The sequence below is a fragment of the Labrenzia sp. CP4 genome (assembly GCF_001579905.1).
GTDB classification, from domain to species: Bacteria; Pseudomonadota; Alphaproteobacteria; order Rhizobiales; family Stappiaceae; genus Roseibium; species Roseibium algicola.
On sequence record NZ_CP011927.1, the window covers coordinates 5,328,522 to 5,352,963 of the forward strand.

19 protein-coding genes are annotated in these 24,442 nt (G+C 60.8%); 6 read left to right on the forward strand and 13 right to left on the reverse strand.

The features are described 5' to 3' along the window. Nucleotides 1–85 precede the first annotated feature (85 nt). On the forward strand, nucleotides 86–1,342 hold the full coding sequence (locus ACP90_RS24425; RefSeq protein WP_062490537.1) for an MFS transporter: 1,257 nt from the start codon (nucleotides 86–88) through the stop codon (nucleotides 1,340–1,342). Between the two features lie 225 nt (nucleotides 1,343–1,567). On the opposite strand, the gene ACP90_RS24430 is transcribed toward ACP90_RS24425, so the two are convergent. The 12 genes from ACP90_RS24430 to ACP90_RS24485 form a co-directional block, all read right to left on the reverse strand. Then, entirely contained in the window at nucleotides 1,568–2,572 is a 1,005-nt protein-coding gene (locus ACP90_RS24430; protein ID WP_022999734.1) for an adenosine deaminase, read from the reverse strand. A gap of 113 nt (nucleotides 2,573–2,685) precedes the next feature. Further along, entirely contained in the window at nucleotides 2,686–3,906 is a 1,221-nt protein-coding gene (locus ACP90_RS24435; RefSeq protein WP_062491952.1) for a phosphopentomutase, read from the reverse strand. Nucleotides 3,907–3,990: 84 nt separating this feature from the next. Beyond that, nucleotides 3,991–5,307 carry a thymidine phosphorylase gene (gene deoA, locus ACP90_RS24440; protein ID WP_062490540.1) on the reverse strand — a complete coding sequence of 439 codons (1,317 nt, stop codon included), beginning with the start codon at nucleotides 5,305–5,307 and terminating at the stop codon, nucleotides 3,991–3,993. Nucleotides 5,308–5,330: 23 nt separating this feature from the next. After that, nucleotides 5,331–6,113: a deoxyribose-phosphate aldolase gene (gene deoC / locus ACP90_RS24445; protein WP_088665174.1), complete on the reverse strand. Its 783-nt coding sequence runs from the start codon at nucleotides 6,111–6,113 to the stop codon at nucleotides 5,331–5,333. Beyond that, nucleotides 6,110–6,919, reverse strand: coding sequence for a purine-nucleoside phosphorylase (locus tag ACP90_RS24450; RefSeq protein WP_022999730.1), 810 nt, complete (start codon nucleotides 6,917–6,919; stop codon nucleotides 6,110–6,112). Before ACP90_RS24450 ends, deoC begins: the two co-directional genes overlap by 4 nt. Before the next feature lie 16 nt (nucleotides 6,920–6,935). Then, nucleotides 6,936–7,334: a cytidine deaminase gene (gene cdd / locus ACP90_RS24455; RefSeq protein ID WP_022999729.1), complete on the reverse strand. Its 399-nt coding sequence runs from the start codon at nucleotides 7,332–7,334 to the stop codon at nucleotides 6,936–6,938. Beyond that, nucleotides 7,331–8,299 (reverse strand): ABC transporter permease, encoded by a 969-nt coding sequence (locus ACP90_RS24460; protein WP_031268896.1) that lies wholly within the window; start codon nucleotides 8,297–8,299, stop codon nucleotides 7,331–7,333. The genes cdd and ACP90_RS24460 overlap by 4 nt, the downstream gene beginning before the upstream one ends. 2 nt (nucleotides 8,300–8,301) lie before the next feature. Then, nucleotides 8,302–9,408, reverse strand: coding sequence for an ABC transporter permease (locus ACP90_RS24465; RefSeq protein WP_062490541.1), 1,107 nt, complete (start codon nucleotides 9,406–9,408; stop codon nucleotides 8,302–8,304). Next, nucleotides 9,405–10,961: an ABC transporter ATP-binding protein gene (locus ACP90_RS24470; RefSeq protein ID WP_062490543.1), complete on the reverse strand. Its 1,557-nt coding sequence runs from the start codon at nucleotides 10,959–10,961 to the stop codon at nucleotides 9,405–9,407. The genes ACP90_RS24465 and ACP90_RS24470 overlap by 4 nt, the downstream gene beginning before the upstream one ends. Before the next feature lie 72 nt (nucleotides 10,962–11,033). Next, nucleotides 11,034–12,026: a BMP family ABC transporter substrate-binding protein gene (locus tag ACP90_RS24475; protein ID WP_022999725.1), complete on the reverse strand. Its 993-nt coding sequence runs from the start codon at nucleotides 12,024–12,026 to the stop codon at nucleotides 11,034–11,036. 86 nt (nucleotides 12,027–12,112) lie between these two features. Continuing rightward, complete coding sequence (locus ACP90_RS24480) at nucleotides 12,113–13,114, reverse strand: BMP family ABC transporter substrate-binding protein (protein ID WP_022999724.1); 1,002 nt, start codon at nucleotides 13,112–13,114, stop codon at nucleotides 12,113–12,115. A gap of 68 nt (nucleotides 13,115–13,182) precedes the next feature. Further along, nucleotides 13,183–14,166 (reverse strand): sugar-binding transcriptional regulator, encoded by a 984-nt coding sequence (locus ACP90_RS24485; RefSeq protein ID WP_022999723.1) that lies wholly within the window; start codon nucleotides 14,164–14,166, stop codon nucleotides 13,183–13,185. 1,047 nt (nucleotides 14,167–15,213) lie between these two features. Here ACP90_RS24485 and ACP90_RS24490 point away from each other — a divergent pair. From ACP90_RS24490 to ACP90_RS24515, 5 genes are all read left to right on the forward strand, one after another. After that, nucleotides 15,214–15,948, forward strand: coding sequence for a DUF1194 domain-containing protein (locus ACP90_RS24490; protein WP_022999721.1), 735 nt, complete (start codon nucleotides 15,214–15,216; stop codon nucleotides 15,946–15,948). A 295-nt stretch (nucleotides 15,949–16,243) separates the two neighbouring features. Then, on the forward strand, nucleotides 16,244–16,675 hold the full coding sequence (locus tag ACP90_RS24500) for a methylglyoxal synthase (protein WP_022999719.1): 432 nt from the start codon (nucleotides 16,244–16,246) through the stop codon (nucleotides 16,673–16,675). After that, nucleotides 16,672–17,712, forward strand: a complete 1,041-nt coding sequence (locus tag ACP90_RS24505; protein WP_062490546.1) for an ROK family protein — start codon at nucleotides 16,672–16,674, stop codon at nucleotides 17,710–17,712. Before ACP90_RS24500 ends, ACP90_RS24505 begins: the two co-directional genes overlap by 4 nt. Before the next feature lie 12 nt (nucleotides 17,713–17,724). Then, nucleotides 17,725–20,196, forward strand: a complete 2,472-nt coding sequence (gene hrpB / locus ACP90_RS24510; RefSeq protein ID WP_062490549.1) for an ATP-dependent helicase HrpB — start codon at nucleotides 17,725–17,727, stop codon at nucleotides 20,194–20,196. A 100-nt stretch (nucleotides 20,197–20,296) separates the two neighbouring features. Continuing rightward, nucleotides 20,297–21,178 (forward strand): hypothetical protein, encoded by an 882-nt coding sequence (locus tag ACP90_RS24515; protein ID WP_062490551.1) that lies wholly within the window; start codon nucleotides 20,297–20,299, stop codon nucleotides 21,176–21,178. Nucleotides 21,179–21,267: 89 nt separating this feature from the next. Here ACP90_RS24515 and putA read toward each other — a convergent pair whose 3' ends face one another. Further along, nucleotides 21,268–24,408: a bifunctional proline dehydrogenase/L-glutamate gamma-semialdehyde dehydrogenase PutA gene (putA, locus tag ACP90_RS24520; protein ID WP_062490554.1), complete on the reverse strand. Its 3,141-nt coding sequence runs from the start codon at nucleotides 24,406–24,408 to the stop codon at nucleotides 21,268–21,270. Nucleotides 24,409–24,442: the final 34 nt, after the last annotated feature.

Sequence of the window (24,442 nt, forward strand, 5' to 3'; positions counted from 1 at the left end):
ATAACCTTGTCAAACCGGTTCGTCATTGGTCATCATCTGTGTGATTTGAACCCAAGCCTTTCAACCATCCCACACCGGAAGTTTCATGTCTGCCGTTGTCTCAATCGCTGCCCTTCTCGTCGGATCCGGACTGCTTTTGCTCGCCGGCGGCCTTCACGGCCTCCTGTTGCCGCTCGCCGGTCTCGCCAACGGCTTTTCCGATGCCTCGCTCGGTCTGCTCGGCACCGGCTGGGCAGTCGGCTACGTCAGCGGCTGTCTGGCCGTGCCGGTCATCGTGAAGCGTGTGGGCCATGTGCGGGCCTTCGGTGCGCTTGCCTCGCTGGCGGGCATCTCGGTTCTCCTGAACCTCCTGTTCATGGATGCCGCTGTCTGGATCGTGCTGCGGGCGATCACCGGCTTCTGCTTTTCCGGCGCTGCCATGATCGTGGAAAGCTGGCTGAACGAACGCTCGACCAGCGAAACGCGCGGGCGGATCTTCGGCATCTATACGATGATCAACCTGGGGGCAACGACCGCCGGACAGATGTTGCTGACGCTTGGCGATCCGACCGGCTTCTTCTTCTTCGTTCTCGGTTCGATCATCTACTCGCTCTCACTGCTGCCGACAGCGCTGTCCACCGCCGCATCGCCCCAGCCCCTGACACAGGCGCGGCTGGACCCGAAAAAACTCTGGCGCAATTCACCGATCGCAGTGGTCGCGGTTTTCATGGTCGGCATTTCAAACGGGTCCTTCGGCACCTTGGGTGCGGTTTATGGACTTCGCATCGGGTTGGACGTACCGGAGATTGCCATCATGATGAGTTTGGCGCTTTTGGCCGGCGCAGTGGTGCAGATCCCGGTCGGCATGCTGTCCGACAGGCTTGACCGGCGCCTTGTGCTGGTCGGTCTCGCCGTAACCGCCATGAGTTTCGGGTCCAGCCTGTCATTCTTCGGCGGCACCGATCCGACCCTCACGGTTCTTCTGATCGCAGGTTTCGGCGGCGTGGTCTATTCCATGTATCCGGTGATCGTCGCCCACGCGAGCGACCACGCAAAGCCAGGTGACTTTCTCAGGATCAGCGGCGGTCTTCTGCTTATCTTCGGGGCGGGTACAATGCTTGGACCGTTGCTCGCTTCGGGCTTGATGACCTTCACTTATCCGGGCGCACTCTTCCAGGTGACGGCGGCAGCGCATCTTTCCATGATGCTCTTTGCCCTCTGGCGCATGCGTCAGCGTGCTTCGCTTCCGCAGGAAGACAAGTCCGATTTCGTGATGGCGGTCTCGACCGCGCAGATTACGACCCCGGAAACGGTAAGCCTCGATCCGCGCACGGAAGTGGACGAAACCGGCGGGGAAATCTGAGGGGGCTTGACGCCATTACCTTCGGCATTCATCGCCCTTCTCCCCTCATTATGAGGAACCGCTTCAGCGGCGTCTCAGGATGAGGTTTTGGGGATGAGAGGGCGAGAGGCGAGAAAGCTCACTAGAGTTCTCGCTGAACCAAGCCAATGCGAAGCGACCTCGCCTGAAAAAAATCTGGCGTGCATTCAGCGTGCGGCGCATCCGGCATGTTGCAGAAGACCTGCCTCAACCCGTCGGCGCCTGCTTTGCGCTTTCCAGTCGTACAAGGAGCCTTTTGCGTGTGGGCTCATCACAGAAGGCGGCTTCGATGGCCGTGCGGGTGACTTCCATCTGATCATCGAAACTCCATCCGAAGGTTTCGGTGACCGATGAATATTCCTTGCCGAGCGTGGTGCCGAAAAAGGGCGGATCGTCGGAGTTGAGCGTGATCTTCACGCCCTCCTTGCGCAGCATGTTGACCGGGTGGAAGCGCAGGTGAGTGTAGACGCCCAGAGCGATGTTCGACCCGGGGCAGACCTCCAGCACGATCTCCTCGTCGACAAGGCGCTTGACCAGATCCTTGTCCTCGATCGCCCGCACGCCGTGGCCAAGACGTTTCACACGCAGGAATTCGAGTGCCGCGGTCACACTGTCCGGACCGCCGAACTCGCCCGCATGGGCCGTCGTGCCCAGTCCGGCATCCGCCGCCATGCGGAAGGCCTTCGCGAAATTGGCCGGGTGGCCGGAGCGTTCATCCCCGGCCAGACCGAAGCCCGTGACCAGAGGATGCGGATTGCCGATCACTTCCTTGATTACCCGTTCGACGGAGGCCGAACCGAAATGGCGGACGCCGATCGCGATCATCCGGCCTTCGATGGCAGTGTCTGTCTTGGCGCGCTCGATCCCGGCAGCCAGTCCCTCGACATAGGAGCGGTAGGACAGGCCGGCGGCCTGAGCGTGGTCTGGCGAGATGAAGATCTCGCCATAAATTGCCCCTTCCGCCGCCAGCATGCGGAAATAGGTTTCTGCAAGCAGGGCGTAGTCCGCCGGTGTCCGGAACACCGAACTTGCAACGTCATAGGCTTTCAGGAAGGTGGTGAAGTCGGACCAGATGTATTTGCCGTTACCGTCGAGGACGGCCGAAACATCCTCGCCGCGCTTGTCGGCAAGGCGCTTGACCAGGGTCGGTGGCGCGGCGCCTTCGATATGACAATGCAATTCCGCCTTCGGTACCGTGATGGCGTCGCTCATGTCCCGCGGGTCCTCATTCGAGTGTGTGGCGGGCCGGTTTTCCGTCTTTCCGCAGAAAGGACGGACGAGTGGCCCGCGGTTATTGTGCCCGATTTGCCGGAATGCGGATGCGGTTACAGAAAACTCGTGCCGTTCGGCCCCACCGCAATGCCCAGATGATCGGCGATACTTTCACCGATATCGGCATAGGTCTTGCGACCACCGACACTTCTGCCTTCGAGACCCGGACCGGTTGCGATCACCGGGACATGTTCGCGGGTGTGGTCCGTGCCACGCCAGGTCGGATCGCAGCCGTGATCGGCCGTCAGGATCAGGAGATCACCGTCCGTCATCCTGCCAATCATTTCCGGCAAGCGGCGGTCGAAATGCTCAAGCGCGGCTGCATATCCCGGAACATCCCGGCGGTGACCGTAGAGGGAGTCGAAATCGATGAAATTGGCGAAGATCAGGTCGCCGTCGGCAGCCTCATCCATGGCTTCCAGCGTCTTGTCGAACAGCTGGTCATTGCCTGCGCCCTTCAGCACCCTGGCAACGCCCTGATGGGCGAAGATGTCGGATATCTTGCCGACGCCATAGACCGTGCGCCCTGCCTCGGTCAGACGGTCGAGCAAGGTCGGCTCCGGCGGCAGCACCGAATAGTCACGCCGGTTGGCGGTGCGCTGGAAAGTGTCCGAAGTTTCGCCGACGAAGGGCCGCGCGATCACCCGGCCGATGTTGTAGGGATCGGCAAATTCACGCGCGATCTCGCAAAGTTCGTACAGCTTCTCCAAACCATAGTGTTCTTCGTGGGCGGCGATCTGGATGACGGAATCCGCCGACGTATAGAAAATCGGCTTGCCCGTGCGAATGTGCTCTTCGCCAAGTTCGGCAATGATCACCGTGCCGGAGGCGTGTTTGTCACCCAGGATGCCGTTGAGACCTGCCTTCTCGCGGATCTTTGCAATCAGCTCTTCCGGGAAGGTCGGGATCGTTTCCGGAAAATAGCCCCAGTCGAAGCGCACAGGCACACCGGCGATTTCCCAATGGCCGGACGGCGTGTCCTTGCCGTTGGAAACTTCAGCAGCATAGCCCCACAGGCCTTCCGGCTCGCCATCGAAATCCAGGCCCGGCACGTCCTTGCCGGTGGACAGGCGCCCTGCCGCGCCCAGGCCGAGCCGGTCCATGTTGGGAACGTTCAAGGGGCCGGAGCGCAGACTGTCCTTGTCGCCCTCACCGGCTGCACAACGCGCCGCGATGTGGCCCAAAGTGTCGGCCCCGGCATCACCAAAGGCTTCCGCATCCGCGGCACCGCCGATACCGAAACTGTCCAGAACGCACAGAATTGCACGAGGCATGGACATCTCCTCAAATTTATCATTGCCGGCCGGTTCGGCCGGAGAGGTTCCGGGCGACCATTCGCCCGGCACGCATTTTCCCGGTCAGGGCGCGATGCGCTCGATGACGCTTGGCCTGTCGATGACATCGGCTGCGGAGCCGATGGTGTAGGCTTTGCGCACCGCGACGGCTGCTTCTTCGGCCTCTGCCTCGGTTCTGGCATGGACAATCGCCAAGGGCGCATCCGCGTCGACCGTGTTGCCGACACCGGCAAGGCTGGTCAGGCCGACGGACGGATCGATCACGTCTGCCGCCGCCCTGCGTCCACCGCCAAGCGCGACGACCGCAACGCCTACTGCCCGGGCATCCACACCCGTAACGACGCCGTCTTGTTCGGCGTAGACCGGCGCTTCCACCGGCGCCTTGGCGAGATAAAGTTCCGCCTTTTCCATGAAGTCGGCAGGTCCGCCAAGCGCATGAACCATCTGGGCAAACTTCTCAGCCGCCTTGCCGCTCTGAAACGCTTCACGCATCATGCCGGCACCGGCCTCTGCATCAGCGGCAATGCCACCCGAGGCAAGCAGTTCGCCGCCTTGCGCCACGGTGACATCCCAAAGGCGGTTGTCGATGGCCGTGCCTTTCAGGAAGTCGACGGCGTTCTGCATTTCAACCGCGTTGCCGGCGGCAGACGCCAGCGGCTCGTTCATGTCGGTCAGGAGAGCCGTCGTTTTCAAACCCGCCCCGTTCGCGACCAGCACCAGGCTTTCGGCAAGCGCACGAGCATCTTCAAGTGTTGCCATGAAAGCGCCCGTGCCCCACTTCACGTCCAGCACCAGTCCCTGCAGACCGGCTGCCAGCTTCTTGGACAGGATCGACGCGGTGATCAGGTCGATGCTCTCCACCGTGCCGGTCACATCGCGGATGGCGTAAAAACGCTTGTCGGCCGGAGCAAGGTTGCCGGTCTGGCCGATGACGGCACACCCGATTTCCTTGACCACCTTCTTGAAAAGCAGATTGTCCGGTTGCGTCTGATAGCCCGGGATGCTGTCGAACTTGTCCAGCGTGCCGCCCGTATGACCCAGGCCACGACCGGAGATCATCGGTACTGCAGCGCCACAGGCGGCAAGCGCCGGCGCCAGCATCAGCGAGACGTTGTCGCCAACGCCGCCGGTGGAATGCTTGTCCAGGATCGGCGCGTCGATGCCCGACCAGTCCATGACATCGCCACTGTCGCGCATGGCGAGCGTCAGAGCCACACGTTCGTCGACGGTCAGCCCCTTGAAGAAGACAGCCATGGCGAGCGCAGCCACCTGGCCTTCCGTGACCGAGCCGTCTGCCAGGCCCTTGACGAAGAACTGGATCTCCGCCGCGTCCAGCGTTCCACCGTCGCGCTTCTTTCTGATGAGTTCTTGCGGCAGCATTTGTTGTCCTTCTTGAAGCCGTCTCAATAGCCGTGGTGGGAGTGGTCCACGATTTCCTGGCCCTCGATCGTCGAGATCAGGGCATCCAGAAGACCACTGGCACCAAAGCGGAACGTGTGTGCCGATACCCAGTTCTGGCCCATGATCTTGTCGGCAAGCGCCAGGTAGGCAGCCGCGTCCTCGGCGGTGCGGATACCACCGGCCGGCTTGAAGCCGATCACACGCTCGGCGTTGTCGCGCCGGGCCTCCTCGATCGCGGTCAGCATGATTTCGGCTGCTTCCAGCGTTGCATTGACGGCAACCTTGCCGGTCGAAGTCTTGATGAAATCCGCACCCGCCCCAATGGCAATGTTGGAGGCTGCGTGGATCAGCAACGGATCCTTGATTTCACCCGTTTCCAGGATGACCTTGAGCAGTGCCGGTTCCGGAATGGCAGCCTTCACGCGGATGATCTGCTCTTCCGCAAAGCCCTTGCGGCCAGCGCAGAAAGCCTTGTAGGGCATGACCAGGTCGATCTCGTCGGCTCCATCGGCAAGTGCCTGCTTTGTCTCGGCCAGGACAGCTTCCGTATCTTCGCCACCTTCAGGGAAGTTGACCACGGTCGCCACCTTCACGCCCGTGCCGGTCAGTTCCTGCGCGGCCTGTGCCACGAACCGCGGCCAGACACAGACAGCCGCAACCGATCCGTGATCCGTCACGGTCCGTCCGGTCAGCTTGGAAATGTCCGCCGCCGTGCAGTCGTCGTTGAGGTTGGTCAGGTCGACGAGCCCGAGGGCCCGTTTGGCGTGTTCGATCATGTCAGTCATTGGCCGATCTCCTTCACGAATGCCCGCACCAGCTGTTTCATGCGTTCCATACCCTGCAAGGCGACGGACTTGGTTTCGTCGTGAGACAGCGCGTGCGTCTGCATGCCTGCGCCGTAATTGGTGATAATCGACATGGCCGCGACGCGCATACCCAGAAACCTGGCCATGATGACTTCCGGCACGGTTGACATGCCAACCGCATCCGCACCCAGTGTCTTGGCCATGCGGATTTCGGCAGGCGTCTCGAAAGATGGGCCGGAGAACCACATGTAAACGCCCTCGGCGACCGGATCGCCGGTTTCCTCGGCGACTTTCTTCATCGCCGCACGCAAGTCCGCATCGTAGGCGGTGCTCATGTCGAGGAAGCGCTTTTCGTCCTCTTCACCGATCAGCGGGTTCATGCCCGACCAGTTGATGTGGTCGGAAATCAGCATGGGCGAGCCGGGAGCAACTTCCTGGCGCAGGGAACCAGCCGCATTGGTTGCCAGCAGGATCTCGCAGCCGAGCTCCTTCAGCGTTTCCACCGGCGTGCGCATGACCGTCGGATCACCGCCCTCGTAATAATGGGCCCGGCCCGACAGGATCACCACCGGTACACCGGACAGCGTGCCGGCAACCAGCTCGCTGGAATGGGACGTGACGGTGGAGACCGGAAATTCGGTCAGATGCGAATAGGGAATGCGAACAGCGTCCTCGACTTCCTCGGCGAGCGCGCCGAGGCCGGAGCCGAGGATCATGCCAATCTTGTACGAGCCCTCCCGGGCTGCGCGGACGATCTCCGCGCATTCACGGCCGAAACCACTCATTGTGGGTCAGTCCTTCTTATTTTGACGTGTATTCCAGTTCGAAGGCGGCAGGCAGCAGCTCATCCATCGTGAAGCTGCGCCGGATACCGTCGAGATCCGCGACATGGACAACCAGATCGTCCGTGCCGAATTCCTTCAGACGCTGGCGGCACATGCCGCACGGCGTGCACAGGGCCGCATCGCCAATGACGACGGCTTCCGCAATTTCGCGGTAACCGGCGGCAATCATGGCGCTGACCGCCCCACCTTCTGCACAAACGCTCACCGGGTAGGAAGCGTTCTCCACATTGCAGCCGATGAAAACAGTGCCGTCCGGTGCACGCAAGGCCGCGCCGACCAGGAAGTTTGAATAGGGTGCATATGCGTTTTCACGAACCGCTTTTGCGGCCTCGAACAACGCGTCCAGATCGCTCATGAACGCTCCTTGAGATACGGAATGCCAGCCGCCTTCGGCGGGATTGCCTTGCCGATGAAACCTGCAAGCAGGATCACGGTCAGAATATAGGGCAGTGCCTGGAAGAACTGCACCGGAATTTCGCCGATACCGGGTAATTTCTGACCCTGCATCCGGATGGCGACAGCATCGAGGAAGCCGAACAACAGGCAGGCCAACATGGCGTTGGCCGGTTTCCACTTGGCGAAAATCAGGGCCGCCAGCGCGATGAAGCCCTTGCCCGCCGTCATGTCCTTGATGAAGCCGGAGGACTGGGCGATGGAAAGATATGCTCCGGCAACACCGCACAGGGCACCGCAGGCGATAACCGCCCGGTAGCGCAGCCAGGTGACAGAGATGCCGGCCGTGTCAACGGCCGCCGGGTTTTCCCCGACCGCACGCAGGCGCAGCCCGAAACGGGTGCGGAACAGCACCCACCAGGTCAGCGGCACGGCCACGAAAGCCGCGTAGACCAGGATGTTGTGGCCTGACAGCAGTTCGCTGTAGATGCCACCAATGATCGGAACATCGCGCAGTTCTTCCGCGTAGGGCCAGACGATGTCCCTAAACCGTCCGCCTTCCGGCAGTGAGGGTGTACGACCGCCCTGGCGGAACCATGTCTGCCCGAGCAACGCGGTCAGGCCCGCTGCCAGGAAGTTGATGGCGACGCCGGAAACGATCTGGTTGCCGCGGTTGGTAATGGAGGCAAAGCCGTGGATCAGCGCCAGGCCGATCGAAACCGCCATGCCCGCCAGAAGGCCGATCCAGGCGTTTCCGGTCATGTAGGCGACCGCACCCGCCCCAAAGGCTGCGCCGAGCATCTTTCCTTCCAGGCCGATATCGACCACGCCGGAGCGTTCAGAGTAAAGCCCTGCCAGACAGGCCAGCAGAAGTGGTGTCGACAGGCGGACTGTGGAATCAAGTGTCAGGATCACGATCTCGAACATGATCACGCCTCCTTCTCGGCAAGAGCCCGGGAGGGCGTGAACAGCTTGATGATGGCCGGGCGGAACATGTGCTCAAGCGCACCGGCAAACAGGATCACAAGGCCCTGGATGACGATGATCATGTCTCGCGTGATATTGGGCATTTCGAACGAAAGTTCCGCGCCGCCCTGATAGAGCATGCCGAACAGGATCGACGCCAGAACGATGCCGACCGGATGCGCCCGCCCCATGAGGGCAACCGCGATACCGACGAAGCCGTAGCCGGTCACGAAATCGATCAGCAGACGGTGCTGTGACCCCATGATCTCGTTGATCGCCATCATGCCTGCAAGACCACCGGATATGAGCATGGTGATGACGATGGTGCGCACCGGCGAGATGCCGGCATAGACCGCGGCTGTGGCGTTGGCACCGAAGGACCGGATCTCGAAACCGAGCTTTGTGCGCCAGATCAGGAACCAGACCAGGACACAAGCCGCCAGCGCCACGAAGAGCGACAGGTTGACCGGCGCATAGCCGAAGCCGAAGGACGGGAAGATGTCGTTCAGGAACGGCAGACGGCCGCCATCCTCGAAGGTTCGCGTTTCCGGCTGCATCGAGCCTGGCTTCTTCAACGCGTTGTTGAGCAGATAGACCATCAGCGACGAGGCGATGAAGTTGAACATGATCGTGGTGATCACCACGTGGCTGCCGCGGGTGGCCTGCAGCCAGGCCGGGATGAACGCCCAGGCGGCCCCCATCAGCGCCGAGCCGATGATGGCAAACGGCAAGGTGATGTACCAAGGAACGATGTGGTCCAGCGCCAGACAGGCAATGGCGACCCCTAGACCACCGATATAGGCCTGGCCCTCACCGCCGATGTTGAACAACCCGGCATGAAAGGCAACGGCCACGGCCAGGCCTGTGAAGATGAAGTTGGTGGCATAGAACAGCGTGAAGCCGATGCCTTCGCCATAGCCAATGGAGCCCCAGACCAGAAGCTGCACCGCGTCCAGCGGGTTTTCCCCGATCAGGACAACGACGAGGCCGGACACCAGGAAGGCGGCGGCCAGGTTCAGGAACGGGATCAGGCCGTAATCGACCCAGCGCGGGAGCTGACCGGCACTCATCGGGCGCCTCCTTCAACAGCCATCTTGTTGTTATCTTCCACACCGGCCATCAGCAGGCCAAGTTCGCCTTCTTCCGCATCGCCGCCGCGTTCACCGACGATCTTGCCGTCGAACATTACCAGCACCCGGTCGGACAGCGCCCGGATTTCGTCGAGTTCCACCGACACCAGCAAAATGCCCTTGCCGGCATCGCGCATTTCCACAATCCGGCGGTGGATGAACTCGATGGCGCCGATATCGACGCCGCGCGTCGGCTGACCGACCAGAAGCACTTCCGGATCGCGCTCGATCTCGCGCGCCAGCACGATCTTCTGCTGGTTGCCGCCCGAGAAATTGGCGGTCTTCAGCATCGGGTTGGGCGGGCGGATGTCGTATTTCTCGATCTCGGCCACGGCGTTCTTCTTGATGGCAGCAAGATCCATCAGAAGGCCCCGGGAGTAGGCCGGGTCGCGATGGTAGCCAAGGATCGAATTCTCGTATTCGGAGAAGGAATTGATCAGGCCCATCCGGTGCCGGTCTTCCGGCACGTGGCCCATGTTCTTGGCGCGCATGTCGGCAGCGTCGAGCGTGCTCGTTCCCAGATCGATTGTCTCGCCGTTGATCTTCAGCGTACCTCTGGTGGCGCGGCGAATGCCCGCGAGCGTTTCCAGCAGTTCCGACTGGCCGTTGCCGGAGACACCGGCGATGCCGACAATCTCTCCCGCACGCACATTGAAGGAAACGTCCTTGACCACCTGCACGCCGCGGCTGTCTGTCACCGTGAGGTTCTCGACCTCCATCACCGGAGCCTTGGGTTGCGCCGGTTTCTTGTCGACACGCAGCAGCACGCTGCGGCCGACCATAAGCTCGGCGAGTTCTTCCATCGAGGTCTTCGCGGTTTCGCGCGTCGCCACCATCTCGCCGCGGCGCATCACGGAAACAGTATCGGTCGCCGCCATGATCTCGCGCAGCTTGTGCGTGATCAGGAGAACCGTCTTGCCTTCGTTCTTCAGAACTTCGAGGATCTTGAACAGGTGATCGGCTTCGGCCGGGGTCAGAACACCGGTCGGCTCGTCAAGGATCAGAACCTCCGCGCTGCGGTAGAGCGCCTTCAGGATCTCCACCCGCTGCTGCAGACCAACCGGCAGATCCTGGATCAGGGCGTCCGGATCGACCCGCAGTTCGTATTCTTCTTCCAGCCGCTTGAGTTCTGTCTTGGCGCGATTGATGCCGCCGGACAGGAGCGCGCTGTCCTCGGCGCCCAGAACCACGTTTTCCAGGACCGAGAAATTGTCGACCAGCATGAAATGCTGATGCACCATGCCGATGCCCATGCCGATGGCGGCTTTCGAGTCCGAGATCGTGACCTTCTTGCCGTCCACCAGGATGTCGCCGTCATCGGCCTGATAGAAACCGTAGAGAATGGACATGAGCGTCGACTTGCCCGCCCCGTTCTCTCCGATGATACCGTGGATGGAGCCCTTCTTCACCACAAGGTCAATGTCCTTGTTGGCGTGAACCGGGCCAAAGCGCTTGTTGATCTTGCGCAGTTCGATTGCCGGCGTATCGCTCATGCGTTCCCCCAGGCCTGACTGTTTTTCTTTGTCATTGTTATTGCCCCTCGCCGCTGCCTCGCGGTGTCCCGATCAGAAAGGACATGCTCCGTCGGTGACGACGTCATGAACCTTGACTGTGCCGTCGGAGATGGCCGCAACGGCGGCATCCGCCGCCGCTTTCATGTCCGGCGTGATCAGGTCCTTGTTGTTTTCGTCCAGCACCCAGTCCATGCCGCCGTCCGCGACGCCCAGCACCTTTATGCCGGGTTCGAAGGTCCCGTCCTTCGCCGCCTGAAAGCTGTCGTAGACGGCGTTGTCCACGCGCTTGCGGATAGAGGTCAGAACCTTGCCCGGGTGCAGGCCGTTCTGGTTGCTATCGGTGCCCATACCGAGAACGCCCTTGTCGGCAGCTGCTTGCAGCACACCAATGCCGGTTCCGCCCGCTGCCTGAATGATCACATCGGCGCCCTGATTGATCTGGCCGATGGCAAGTTCTCCGCCGCGAACAGGATCCGCGAAAGCCGCCGGCGTATCGCCCGTCATGTTGGACAGAACCCTGATATCCGCCCTTGCGGCCTGGCCGCCCTGCTTGTAGCCGCACAGAAACCGCTGGATGATCGGGATATCCATGCCGCCGACAAAACCGATGGTGCCGCTCTTGGAGGCCATGCCGGCCAGCAGACCGCCGATATAGGCACCCTCATGTTCCTTGAACACATAGGAGCGCACGTTCGGCTGATCGACCACCATGTCGACGATGGCAAAATCCGTCTTTGGAAAATTGGGAGCCACCTGGCCAAGCGCGTTGGCCTGGTTGAAACCGATTGCGACAACGGGGGACGCGCCCCGGCTGGCAAAGTTCCGCAGTGCCTGCAGGCTTTGCGCATCACGCTCCAACTCGAATTCCCTGACGTCGCCGCCCTGGTCCTGAAACCGTTTCACGCCGGCAAAGGCGCTTTCGTTGAAAGACCCGTCGAACTTCCCGCCGACGGAATAAACGATGGCCGGTTCGGCCAGAGTTGCGGTTGTTGTCATGAAGACAGCGCAGGCCGCAGCAATGACGCCTGATGTGAGACGGAGCATCCTGTCCTCCGAAAAAACGGGTTGGGCACGCTAGAAATACAGGTGGACCTCCGCACGCTATCGCGCGGAGGTCCAAAACGACTGCCTTACATCGGGCAGGACTGATCAGCCATGTAGTCGTGAACTTCGATCTCGCCGGAGATGATCTTCTGGGTCGCTTCTTCGACCTTTGCTTTCATCTCGTCGTTGACGAGTTCGGCGTTGTTGTCGTCCAGCGCCCAGTCGACGCCACCTTCCTTGAGGCCGAGGACTTCGAAGCCGGAAGACCAGCTGTCGTTGGCCGCATCTTCGAACGCCTGGTAGACGGCAATGTCGACGCGCTTCAGCATGGAGGTCAGGACGGAACCCGGATGCAGGTTGTTCTGGTTGCTGTCGACGCCGATGCCGAGCTTGCCGGCGTCAGCAGCGGCCTGCAGAACACCGATGCCGGTGCCGCCGGCAGCGTGATAGACAACGTCAGCGCCACGGTCGAACTGGGACTTGGCGAGTTCGCCACCCTTGACCGGATCGTTCCAGGCCGCACCGGTGGTGCCGGTCATGTTCTCGAAGACTTCCGCCTTCGGGTTTGCAGCCATTACGCCCTGCTTGTAACCACAGGAGAACTTGCGGATAAGCGGAATGTCCATGCCGCCGACAAAGCCGACCTTGCCGGTTTCGGACGCCATCGCAGCCAGCATGCCGACGATGTAGGAGCCTTCCTGCTCCTTGAACAGGATGGAGCGCACGTTCGGCAGGTCGACGACCATGTCAACGATCGCGAACTGCGTGTCCGGGAATTCCTTGGCAACCTTTTCCACGGCGTTGGCCTGGGAGAAGCCGATGGCAACGATCGGGTTCATGCCGCGCTTGGCAAAGTTGCGCAGGGCCTGCTCGCGCTGGCTGTCGTTCTGGATTTCGAAATCGCGGTATTCGACGCCGGTGTCTTCCTTGAACTTTTCAGCACCGTTGTATGCGCCTTCGTTGAACGACTTGTCGAAACGGCCGCCCAGATCGTAAAGCACTGCCGGCTTGATATCGGCTGCCAATGCGCCCACGGCAGTAAAGGCCAGGCCGGCAAGCGCGGTGCCGATGGTAAGAAGCTTTTTCACTTATATGTCCTCCGACATGCGGGGGCCTGCCTTTTGGCCGGCCCGTTTCCCCTCGTGACCCAGCCGCATCATGCGGACTGTGCCAGCTGCAATCCGGCCCGTGCCGTCAGAGCCCTCGCAAGGGTCTCGTCTGCCACAAGGTCGGTAATGACACCGGTACGCAGGGCCGCGAGCGTGGCATCCACCTTGCTCTCCCCACCTACCAGCGCAATCACGCGGCGCCCGCGCACTTCGTCGAAATGCAGACCCACGGCACAATCGCCGAGCGGATCCGGGGCCAATTTTCCCTCGATCGTCAGAAAGCGCCCCATCAAATCACAGACGGCGCCGCCCGACAGCAAATCTTCCTGTTCTTTTTTGGAAATCATGCCGCGCTGGACAAGATGGCCCTCGTTCTCGACCGAACCGATGCCGATGAGAAAGGCATCCGACTGGCGCGCGCGATCCATCAGGTCCTGCACGCTGCGCTGGGTCAGGAACATCGCCTTTTCGTCCTGGTTTTCGGCAAAATAGGGAACCGGCAGATAATAGCCGATGCCGCCTGTGCGCTCCTGCATCTTCTGGACGATGTCATAGGGGTTGGCAGCAAGCGTGCGCGTCAGGGATCCGCAGATCGACATGATTTCGAGATCGGTTCTCGCCACTTTCGGCAACGCTTCGACAGCCGCGGTCAGCGTGCGGCCCATGCCAACGCCCAGACGCGTGACGTTTGACCCACCGAGCATTCCAGACAGGAACTGTGCCGCGGACACGGCGACGGCCCTGAGGGCGCTGTCGTCGTCGCCGCCACCAAGATCGGGAGCAATGATGCAGTTCGTCAGGCCGAAATGCTCCGTCAGCTCCTTTTCAAGCTGGAGGCATTCCATCGGGCGACCATCGACCTGGAATTTGACGAAACCGGCTTTCTGCGCATGAGCGATCAGGCGATGCACCTTGGCAGGCGAAACGCCGAGCTGCGAGGCGATTTCACCCTGCGTACGGCCGCCAACAAAAGACAGCCAGGCCGCCCGGATGGCCATATATGATGTCCAGTCGTCGTCGCGTGTCTGCATTCCGCGTCGAAACCTTCCCCTCCAGAGCCCTTGCGCACGCCTTCCGGCGGACAGGATACTCAACCACTCTCAAAACGCCCGGCTTGATGGAATTGCATCCCGCAAGATGAAACACCCGCCTGTCCAGCCATGCGAAGCGGTTGACCGCAACGGTCCGGCTATGCCCTGCTCTCTTCGGAGCTTTTGTTTTCCGGGGCCGCGAAGGCCGGCCGAAAAATTCTTCACCAAGTGAGAATTTCTTCAGATCATGACCAGCCTTGCCTTTGCCGTCAACAAAAAAAACTGCCAATTTTCTGGCTGATTGCTGCATTTCTGGGCAGCAATCAGCGCCGAGTACCACTTCTGAACGGCGGCAAATTCTGCCCAAAGCTGCCGATTTCCAGAAACAACCCGGCAAAATTTGCCTAGCTGCACGGCAATAATTGCCGATGGATTTGTCCCCCACTTTGAAAACCTTCGTCTTTCCGGCCGAAAAACAGCTAATTAGAACGCGCATGTTAGGCGCTTGAGAAGTTGCTGAAACGTCGGCTGTTTTGGGTCTCAAACAGGTTCTCTCGCCCGAGTTTCTCAAAGTTTCGCGCAAAAATGTGACCGACAAGGCGGATTGAAAAAACTCAAGAAATCACCACCTTACCTAAACGTAAGGCTCGACGCGGATCCACGGATGAAAAATTTGCCTAGCAAATCCGGAAGATATCCCGTGCCTGTGGATAGAACATGCACTCCGTGCACATTACTTTTGCCAGCCAAGGAATATTACGCTACGTTTGGCATGTAGCTTGCTAAGTAAATTTCCAAGCTCATCCAAGGCATTCAGCCAATGCCTTGTTAGGAATCACGAGAAACGGAAAGATAAGGAATTCAACGACAAAATAAACAGGGGAGACGTGGCCACCCAGCCGCAAGGCTGAAGTAAGGAGAAAAACCATGCGTCTCGACATAACCAAAACAGACTGTGCACTGACGGTTACAAGTTTACTGTCACTTATTTGTGCGGCACTTCTTTTCGCCGCCCCAGCCGCAGCCCGAGACTACCGTCCGGCTCTGATGGCTTCTTCACAATACAGCTATGATCCGGCCAACGAAGTGGACGTCGAACTTGTCCTGGCCGTCGACATCTCCCAATCCATGGATACAGAAGAACAGGAAGTGCAGCGCGCCGGGTATGTTGCCGCTCTCACCTCCAGGGAATTTCTTGACGCCATTCAGGTCGGTCCGATCGGCCGCGTTGCCGTGACCTACATGGAATGGGGCGGGGTCGATGAGCATTTCATCGTCGCCGACTGGACGGTGATCCAGGATGCAAGCTCGGCAGCACACTTCGCTTCCAAGATTGCCGAGGCCCCGCTTCGGCAGGTCCAGCGCACCTCCATCGCCTCGGCGCTCGAAAAGTCGGTCTTTCTGGTTCAGAACAACCAGTATGAAGGCCTGCGCCGCGTAATCGACATTTCCGGTGACGGCCCGAACAACCAGGGCGGCTCCGTGACTGCCATGCGTGATCGCATGGTTGCCTCAGGCGTGACCATCAACGGTTTGCCTCTGATGATGAAGTCGAACAAGAACACCTGGCAGGCGATGCTCAACCTCGACCACTATTACGAGGATTGTGTGATCGGCGGCCCGGGCTCCTTCGCCATCCCCGTTCGCAGTCAGGAAGGCTTTGCAGACGCGATCCGCATGAAGCTGGTGATGGAGATCGCCGGGCTGCATCTGCCGGAACCCGATCCCTACTTCCAGCGCGTTGCCGGCCGCGAACCGATCCGCTGTAATCTGTTCGACTGATCGCCACGTCTCCATTCTCCTTATTGTCTGCCGCGTTCCGGGCCGGGACGCGGCATTTTCTTTTGCTCCCTGCCAATGATCTGCCCAAGGGGAACAGGTTCTGCGCCCGCCCGTTCATCTTCCTTTGCCTAAAGCGCTTTGAACGGCTAAACACTTCCCCGCCGCTGTCGCTTCCTGCCAGGGTGCCTTTTCGTCCGGTTTCCTCCGGGGACGAACTGGTCTCCCGGGACTTTGGTTTCGATCAGCTTTCGGCTATTCAATCGATCCGGATTGCATAGACCCCAGAGGACCGCTGATGCCTGCCACGCCTACTCTTGCGCTTGTCGCGCATGACGCCAAAAAAGACGCCATGGTCGAGTTCGCCAGACGGCACCAGGACAAACTCGCGGTTTTCGAACTTGTCAGCACAGGCACCACGGGCGGCCGCATTCTGGAAGCCTGTCCGGATCTCAAGGTCACAAGGCTGAAAAGCGGCCCGCTGGGCGGCGACCAGCAAATCGGCGCGATGATTGCCGAAGGCAAGCTCCAGGGCCTGTTCTTCTTCGTCGATCCGCTATCGCCCATGCCGCATGATGTTGATGTGAAAGCCCTGATGCGCCTTGCAGTGGTCTATGACATGCCGATGGCGCTCAATCCGTCGACTGCGGATATCCTGCTGCGCTCCGCCCGCCTGCAGGGCCTCAAGACCACATCCGCGACACCTGAAGTTGGCTCCTTGTCCTCATGAGTTTTTCCAAGAACACCAAATCCTTTGCCTATCCGGTTCTGGTTGCCGATATCGGCGGCACCAACGCCCGTTTCGCTCTGGTTGACGACGCTGAGGCGCCCACCCGCATGTGCGGCAAGACGGCGACCGCGGATCATCCCGACATTTCTTCCGCGATCCGCGAAGTGGTGCTGCCGGAAACCGATCCGAAACCACGCACGGCAATCATCGCGGTTGCCGGTCCCGTCACCGGTGACAGGATCCCCCTCACCAACGCGGCCTGGGTGATCGAGCCGCTGAAGATGATCGCCGACCTCGGTCTGGACGAAGTCATCGTGCTCAACGATTTCGAAGCGCAGGCACTGGCCTTGCCAGGATATAGCGGCAGCGATATCGAACAGGTCGGCTCCGGCACGATCCGCGAAGAGAGCGCCAAGTTTGTCCTCGGTCCGGGCACGGGCCTCGGCGCCGCTGCGATGATCTATGCCGCCCAGACCTGGGTTCCCGTTCCGGGCGAAGGTGGCCATGTGGAACTCGGGCCGGTAAGCCCGGAAGACGTTGCCATCTGGCCGCATATCGAACTCGTCGGCGGACGGCTTGGCGCCGAACAGATCCTTAGCGGCACAGGCCTGCCCCGCCTTGCCCGGGGCGTTGCCGCCTATATGGGCGCGGACCGCGACTTCAAAACGGCGGCAAGCATCACAACGGCCGCAGAGGCAAACGATCCGGTAGCGGTGAAGACGCTGGAAGTCTTTGCCAGGGCCCTTGGCCGTGTGGCCGGTGATTTTGCCCTCGCGGTTCTGGCACGGGGCGGTGTCTATCTGACTGGCGGTGTCACGTCGCGGATCACACGCTTCCTCACGGACGGGGGCTTCCGCGCCGCCTTTGAGGCCAAGGCACCCCATGAGGCCTTGATGGCCAAGATACCGACCTTCATCGTCCGGCATCCCGATCCGGCCCTGGAAGGCCTTGCCTCCTTCGCACGCGCACCGGAAGCCTTTGCCGTCGACATGCAAGGACGGCAATGGACCGCAGGCGCCGCATCGGGCGCGAGCTGACGCGGGCCCGTCATGTCCACTGCCCCAGCCTTCGCGGCACCCCTGCCGATCGACGGTGTCCTGCCGGAGCTTCTGGCAACGCTTGATGCAAGGCTGAACGCAGTTCTTGTTGCCGAACCGGGCGCGGGCAAGACGACCCGCGTGCCGCTGGCTCTTTTGAACGCAACCTGGCGCGGCGACGGCAAGATCCTGGTACTGGAACCGAGGCGTCTTGCTGCCCGTGCCGCTGCACGCCGGATGGCAGCCGAACTTGGCGAAAAGCCAGGCGAGACCGTCGGTTACCGTGTGCGCATGGAAACGAAAGTCAGTTCACACACTCGAATAGAGGTCATCACGGAAGGTGTATTCACCCGACTGATCCTGGACGATCCGGAACTGACGGGCGTTGCTGCCATTCTCTTTGACGAATTTCACGAACGCTCGCTTGACGGCGATCTCGGACTGGCGCTGGCGCTGGATGTGCAGGCTGCACTGCGCGACGACCTTCGTCTGCTTCCGATGTCCGCAACGCTCGATGCTGCCGGCATTTCACGCCTGCTTGGCGACGCACCTGTCATCGAAAGCACGGGCCGCAGCTACCCGGTCGAAACACTTTACCTGGGGCGAACACCCAACGAGCGCATCGAACCGCAGACGGTGCGAGCGATCCGGCAGGCTCTTGCGGAAGAAACAGGTTCCATGCTGGTGTTTCTGCCCGGCCAGGGCGAGATCCGCCGTACCGCCGAGATGCTGGACGGAAAGCTTCCCGCCAATTGCCAGGTCGCGCCGCTTTACGGCGGACTGGACGCCAAGGCCCAGGACGCAGCCATTCGGCCGGCCGATGCCGGCAGTCGCAAGATCGTGCTGGCCAGTGCCATCGCCCAAACCTCGCTGACGATCGAAGGTGTGCGTGTCGTTATCGACAGCGGTCTGGCGCGGGTGCCGAAATATGAACCGCATACCGGACTGACCCGGCTGGAAACCGTGCGCGTCTCCCGCGCTTCCGCCGATCAGCGGAGAGGCCGCGCCGGACGTACCGAGCCCGGTGTCTGCTACAGGCTCTGGGACGAAGCCCAGACCGTGGCCCTGCCACAGGCAGAGGCTCCGGAAATCCTGGAAGCGGATCTCACCGGCCTGGTGCTGGACCTGGCGGCCTGGGGGACGCTCGATCCGGCAGCCCTCGCCTTTGCCGACCAGCCCCCAATTGCGGCCTGGAGCGAAGCGAAGGTTCTGCTTCAGGATCTGCACGCTCTGGATGACCACGGACGTCTGACCAATGACGGCAAGGCACTGGCGACGCTCCCGCTGCATCCACGCCTGGCCCACATGGTGATGGAGGGCGTTGCCCGCGATCTCGGCTTTACCGCCGCGATGATCGCGCTGGTGCTGTCCGAACCGGGCCTTGGCGGCCGGGATCCCGACCTGCGTGCGCGTTTGCAGGCTTTGCGCCATGACAAGAGCCAACGTGTAAAAGACGGCCGCCAACTTGCCGAGCGCTGGCTGAAGCAGGCGGGCGGAACAGGCAGGGAGATAGACCCGGAAAGCGCCGGACTTCTGCTCGCCCTTGCCTATCCTGACCGGGTGGCCCAGCAACGCGGGCAGACCGGCCGCTTCCGCCTTGCGAACGGCCGGGGCGCCGAGCTGGAGGCGGAACATGCCCTTTCCCGGGAAGCCTTCCTGACTGTTGCCGATATTCAGGGCAAGGCCGCAACCGGGCGCATTCAGCTGTGCGCGCCGATCTCCAAGGCCGATATCGAGGATCTGTTTGCTGCAAACATCGTCGAGCAGGATGAAGTCCAGTTGACAGGCGATGGTGCGCTGAAGGCGCGGCGTGTCACCCGCTACAAGGCGGTTGAACTGAAGTCCGTCCAGATCCAGTCAGCAGATCCGGCAGCTGTCGAACGGGCCCTGATTGCCGAGATCCGCCGGCGCGGCGTCTCCCGCCTGCCCTGGAGCAAGGAACAGGAACGGCTGAAGAAACGTGTCGCCTATGCCCGGGAGAACGGCGCGCAGGATCTGCCGGACCTTTCCGACGGCACCTTGACGGAAACCCTGGAAACCTGGCTGCAGCCCTATCTCGCCGGCTGCACGAGCCTTGCCGCAATCGATACCGCCGTGCTGGGCAACGCGCTTGCGGCGCTCCTGCCCTATGATGCATCTGCACGGCTGGACAACCTTGCCCCCTCGCACTTCACCGCGCCGACAGGCAGCAAGGTGCCGATCGACTATGGTGCGGCCGCAGGTCCGACGCTTTCCATTCGCGTGCAGGAACTCTTCGGCCTCAAGGAGCATCCGAGCGTCTGCGAAGGCAGATTGCCGCTGATCCTGGAACTCCTCTCCCCGGCACAACGGCCGATCCAGATCACGAAGGATCTTCCCGGCTTCTGGCAAGGCTCCTGGGCGGATGTGAAAGCCGACATGAAGGGCCGATATCCAAGGCACCCCTGGCCGGACGACCCGACCGAGGCCGAGGCGACGAGAAGGGCAAAACCGCGAGGGAGCTGATTCTCCCGTAAATCACATTCGAATTCAGATAAGCTCTTGACTTGAGCCTGCCATATGCGTTTCCAAGAAGGGCTTAAACACGAAATTTAAAAGAAATCCGATGAAACTGATCTTTCTCTTTTTTGTTTTTATTTTTAGCCATGTCTGCGCCGCCAGTAGTTCTACTCCACTGAGCGACAAAGACGCCGAAAGAATCACTTCCGAAATGATGTTGCAACTTGAGCAACTTCATGAACGCTTGATGGAGATTCTCGAACTGCAAGATCCAACAGAGCGTCAACCAGAGTTGGAGAGGATCAGAGAAGAACTCGAAGAAATTCAAGTTCCGTATCAGACAGCACTGCAGAGTATCGAAACTCAACCACAGGAAAGCTCATCTGTTACGAGAAGGTCGCATCTGAAAGACCTCTGGAAGTGTCAGAAAGCCGTCGCGGTCCTAGTTACTTTCTCGGACATTGTCGTCCAACCTGAAGTTCGTTTTCGTTCCCCTACCCAGGTTCAGAAAACCTACTTCGATTTCTTGAGCAAAAGTGAAGACTGTCGCTATCAGCTCGGCAAAGAACCATCTGCAGAGCTCGACACACCTGCGAAAGTATTTCAGGCTTATCTGCGAGTTATGGAGCGTACTCTCCGCGAGATGAAAGATCTGGACGACCCTGGCTTTCTAGCGGAAACAAGAGGGGATCAGTACGAATGGTTCAGGTTCAAGGAAAAGATTTATTGGCGTCTTTACTCGGAAAATAGTTGGGAGCTTTATAGGCTATACGCCATCACATCTGGGTTAAGCTTGCGTTCGGAAGAATACCGGAACGAGGTGCGCGCGTTTGGCGCGTGCCAAACAATGCAGGGATCATTTATGCAACTTGTCGATAAATATTCCTTTTTTTTGGCACGCGATATCCCCGGCCTCCTACACGACAGGTCATTGAACCGCTTGGTCACGAAGTTCGCGGAATGCGAAGCGGCATTGTCCGATAAGTAAAACGAACTCTTGTATATCAATCTCCGGAAATGGCTCCCTTCAAACGCGAGGCGGTAAGGGAGCCATCTCTCAGACCACGAGTTGGCTAATCAATCGTCCGAAGCCGCCACCAGGCTTGCGTTGCCACCGGCGGCCGCGGTGTTGATGGACACCACCTGTTCCAGGGCGAACCGGTACAGATAAGCCGGGCCGCCGGCCTTGGGGCCGGTGCCGGACAGGCCGGAGCCGCCGAAGGGCTGGGTGCCGACAACCGCGCCGATGGTGTTGCGGTTGACATAGACGTTGCCGACGGACAGCCGGTCGACGACCTTCTTCACCGTTGCATCGATACGGCTGTGAACGCCGAGCGTCAGGCCGTAGCCGGTGCCCGCGATCTGTTCCAGGACCTTGTCGAGATCGCCCGCCTTGTAGCGGACCAAATGCAGGACAGGTCCGAAGACTTCCCGTGTCAGGGCCTCGGCCTTGTCCAGTTCGATGATGTGCGGGGCGACCCAGGAACCATTGGCCAGCTTGCCGTGCGGCGTCTTGCCGGCATAGCGCAGTTTCTGGCTCTCCTTCATGTCATCGACATGGGAGAGAATGTTGTCGCGCGCTTCCTCATCGATAACCGGCCCGATATCGGTGGACGGCAGGCGCGGGTCGCCCAAACTGAGTTCTTTCGCTGCGCCTTCCAGCATGTCCAGCAGATGATCGGCGACATCCTCCTGCACATAAAGCAAACGCAGTGCCGAGCAGCGCTGACCGGCGGAGCGGAAGGCGGACATCATGACGTCATCGCAGACCTGTTCCGGCAGGGCCGTCGCATCTACGATCATCGCGTTGATCCCGCCCGTTTCGGCAACGAGCGGAACGATCGGGCCGCGTTTTGCGGCCAGCGTGCCGTTGATCAGCCAGGCGGTTTCGGTCGATCCGGTAAAGGCCACCCCGGCAACAGCCGGATGGGAGGTCAGTGCGGCACCTACATCACCTTCGCCCGGGAGCAGGTAGAAGACATCTTCGGGGATACCGGCCTGATACATCAGCTTGGCCGTTTCATAAGCGATCAGCGGTGTCTGTTCCGCGGGCTTGGCGACGACGGCGTTGCCCGCCATCAAAGCTGCGCTGACCTGACCGAGGAAGATCGCCAGCGGGAAGTTCCAGGGAGAAATGCAGACGAAGACGCCGCGGCCCCGATAGCGGTAGCGGTTTTCCTCGCCTGTCGGTCCGGGCATCAGCTTGCCTTCACCGAAAAGGTTTCTGGCTTCGGCCGCGTAGTATCGGCAGAAGTCGACTGCCTCGCGGATTTCGGCAATGCCATCGGTCAGGCACTTGCCGGCTTCCAATGAGAGGATCGTCATCAGACGGTCCCGGTTGGCCTCCAGCAGATCGCCAACCCTGTCGATGGCAGCCGCCCGCTCTTCAACCGGTCTGCGCGACCATTTCTCGAACCCCTTCTGGGCATTTTCGACAGCAAGGCGGGCCGTTTCGCTGTCCGCGAAGCGCACCGTGCCGACCTTGGTCGTGCCGTCCATCGGGGCAAACACCGGATTGGCGTCGCCCGACGGTTTCAGCCCCGCGCCAAGCGGGGCGGCCTCGGTGAACGGTGCTGTGGTTTTCGCCATGCCGGACGTCAGCAAATTGCGTTCTGCCGCACAGCCAAATTCCACGCCGTTGGAATTTTGCCGGCTATCATCGTAAAGGTCCTTTGGCAGCGGGATCGACCGGTTGATGGAATGGTGGCCGCTATCCAGCAGTTCCTTCGGCCGCTTGAGCATCTTTTCAACCGGCACGGAGGCATCGCCCACGATGGTGACGAAGGAGGAGTTGGCGCCGTTTTCCAGAAGGCGGCGGACGAGATAGGCCAGCAGGTCCTTGTGACCACCGACCGGGGCATAGATCCGGCACGGGAAACCGTCGCGTTCGACAACGGATTTGTAAAGGCTTTCGCCCATGCCATGCAGGCGCTGGAACTCGTACCCTTCCGCCTTGCCACCGGAGAGTTCGATGATCTGTGCAACTGTCAGTGCGTTGTGGGTGGCGAACTGCGGGTAGAGCACATCCCGTGCCGCCAGCATCCGCTTGGCGCAGCACAGATAGGACAGATCCGTCGCCGCCTTGCGCGAGAACACCGGATAGCCTTCCGCACCGCCTTCCTGGGCGTGCTTGATTTCCGTATCCCAATAGGCGCCCTTTACGAGGCGCACCATCAGTTTGCGATTGGTCTTGCGGGCTGCGTTGACCAGCCAGTCGATCACGTGAATGCCGCGCTTCTGATAAGCCTGAACCGCCAGTCCAAAGCCATCCCAGCCCTCGGTGACCGGATCGGTCAGCATGGCCGCGATGATATCCAGAGAGATCTCCAGTCGATCGGCTTCTTCCGCATCGACGGTGAAGTTGAGGTTGTGGTCCTTGGCCATCTGCGCCAGTTCGCGCAGCTTCGGCAGAAGCTCGTCGCGCACGCGCTCGCCGTTGACGGCCTGATAGCGCGGATGCAGCGCGGAAAGCTTCACCGAAATGCCCGGTCGTTCCGGCAGTTGCTTGTCGCCCGCGGCCTTGCCGATGGCGGCAATTGCCTTGGCATAGGACTGGAAGTAACGCTCGGCGTCCTTCTGGGTACGCGCTCCTTCGCCCAGCATGTCATAGGAATAGCGATAGCCCTTCGCTTCCTGGGTCCTGGCGCGTTCCAGAGCCTTCTGGATGGTTTCGCCAAGCACGAACTGGTGACCGAGCAGGCGCATTGCCTTGCGGGTTGCCATGCGCACGGTCGGCATGCCCATGCGCTTGACGAGGCTCGACAGGATCGACTGGGGCGTGTCGCCCGGATGCAGCAGACGAGAGGTGACGCCCAGCGCCCAGGAAGAGGCGGAGACAAGCCATGTGTCGGATTTCGGGCCTGAGGGATCGTCGAAGCGGGCTGCCGCCAGCTTGTCCTCGATCAGCTTGTCCGCGGTCTTTGCGTCCGGAACGCGCAGCAGAGCTTCCGCCAGCACCATCATGGCCAGGCCTTCACGGGTGGTCAGACCGAATTCGCGCATGAAGTCTTCCACGCCGCCGAGACCGACCTGGACCGAGCGCATGTCCTGAATATAACCGCGGGCGCGCTGGTCGATCAGTTTCTCCACCACGGGGTCGGTGTTGGCTTCCTTCAGAAGCGCTTCGACAAGCGTCTTGTCATCGGGGGCGTAAGCCGGGCGAAACGGCTCGAGTTCGGTCGAATTGATTGTCTTCATGGCTGCAACAGTTGCGGTCATGAGAGCCTCCCAAAGGGGCCCCGCGGGGCCAGGT

Coding starts and splice junctions, on each gene's coding strand:
- ACP90_RS24425 (WP_062490537.1), top strand. CDS start 86: ATGTCTGCCGTTGTCTCAATCGCTGCCCTTCTCGTCGGATCCGGACTG.
- ACP90_RS24430 (WP_022999734.1), bottom strand. CDS start 2,572: ATGAGCGACGCCATCACGGTACCGAAGGCGGAATTGCATTGTCATATC.
- ACP90_RS24500 (WP_022999719.1), top strand. CDS start 16,244: ATGCCTGCCACGCCTACTCTTGCGCTTGTCGCGCATGACGCCAAAAAA.
- cdd (WP_022999729.1), bottom strand. CDS start 7,334: ATGAGCGATCTGGACGCGTTGTTCGAGGCCGCAAAAGCGGTTCGTGAA.
- ACP90_RS24515 (WP_062490551.1), top strand. CDS start 20,297: ATGAAACTGATCTTTCTCTTTTTTGTTTTTATTTTTAGCCATGTCTGC.
- ACP90_RS24505 (WP_062490546.1), top strand. CDS start 16,672: ATGAGTTTTTCCAAGAACACCAAATCCTTTGCCTATCCGGTTCTGGTT.
- hrpB (WP_062490549.1), top strand. CDS start 17,725: ATGTCCACTGCCCCAGCCTTCGCGGCACCCCTGCCGATCGACGGTGTC.
- ACP90_RS24460 (WP_031268896.1), bottom strand. CDS start 8,299: ATGTTCGAGATCGTGATCCTGACACTTGATTCCACAGTCCGCCTGTCG.
- deoA (WP_062490540.1), bottom strand. CDS start 5,307: ATGCTGCCGCAAGAACTCATCAGAAAGAAGCGCGACGGTGGAACGCTG.
- putA (WP_062490554.1), bottom strand. CDS start 24,408: ATGACCGCAACTGTTGCAGCCATGAAGACAATCAATTCGACCGAACTC.
- ACP90_RS24485 (WP_022999723.1), bottom strand. CDS start 14,166: ATGCAGACACGCGACGACGACTGGACATCATATATGGCCATCCGGGCG.
- ACP90_RS24475 (WP_022999725.1), bottom strand. CDS start 12,026: ATGCTCCGTCTCACATCAGGCGTCATTGCTGCGGCCTGCGCTGTCTTC.
- ACP90_RS24470 (WP_062490543.1), bottom strand. CDS start 10,961: ATGAGCGATACGCCGGCAATCGAACTGCGCAAGATCAACAAGCGCTTT.
- ACP90_RS24490 (WP_022999721.1), top strand. CDS start 15,214: ATGGCTTCTTCACAATACAGCTATGATCCGGCCAACGAAGTGGACGTC.
- ACP90_RS24450 (WP_022999730.1), bottom strand. CDS start 6,919: ATGAGTGGTTTCGGCCGTGAATGCGCGGAGATCGTCCGCGCAGCCCGG.
- ACP90_RS24435 (WP_062491952.1), bottom strand. CDS start 3,906: ATGCCTCGTGCAATTCTGTGCGTTCTGGACAGTTTCGGTATCGGCGGT.
- ACP90_RS24465 (WP_062490541.1), bottom strand. CDS start 9,408: ATGAGTGCCGGTCAGCTCCCGCGCTGGGTCGATTACGGCCTGATCCCG.
- deoC (WP_088665174.1), bottom strand. CDS start 6,113: ATGACTGACATGATCGAACACGCCAAACGGGCCCTCGGGCTCGTCGAC.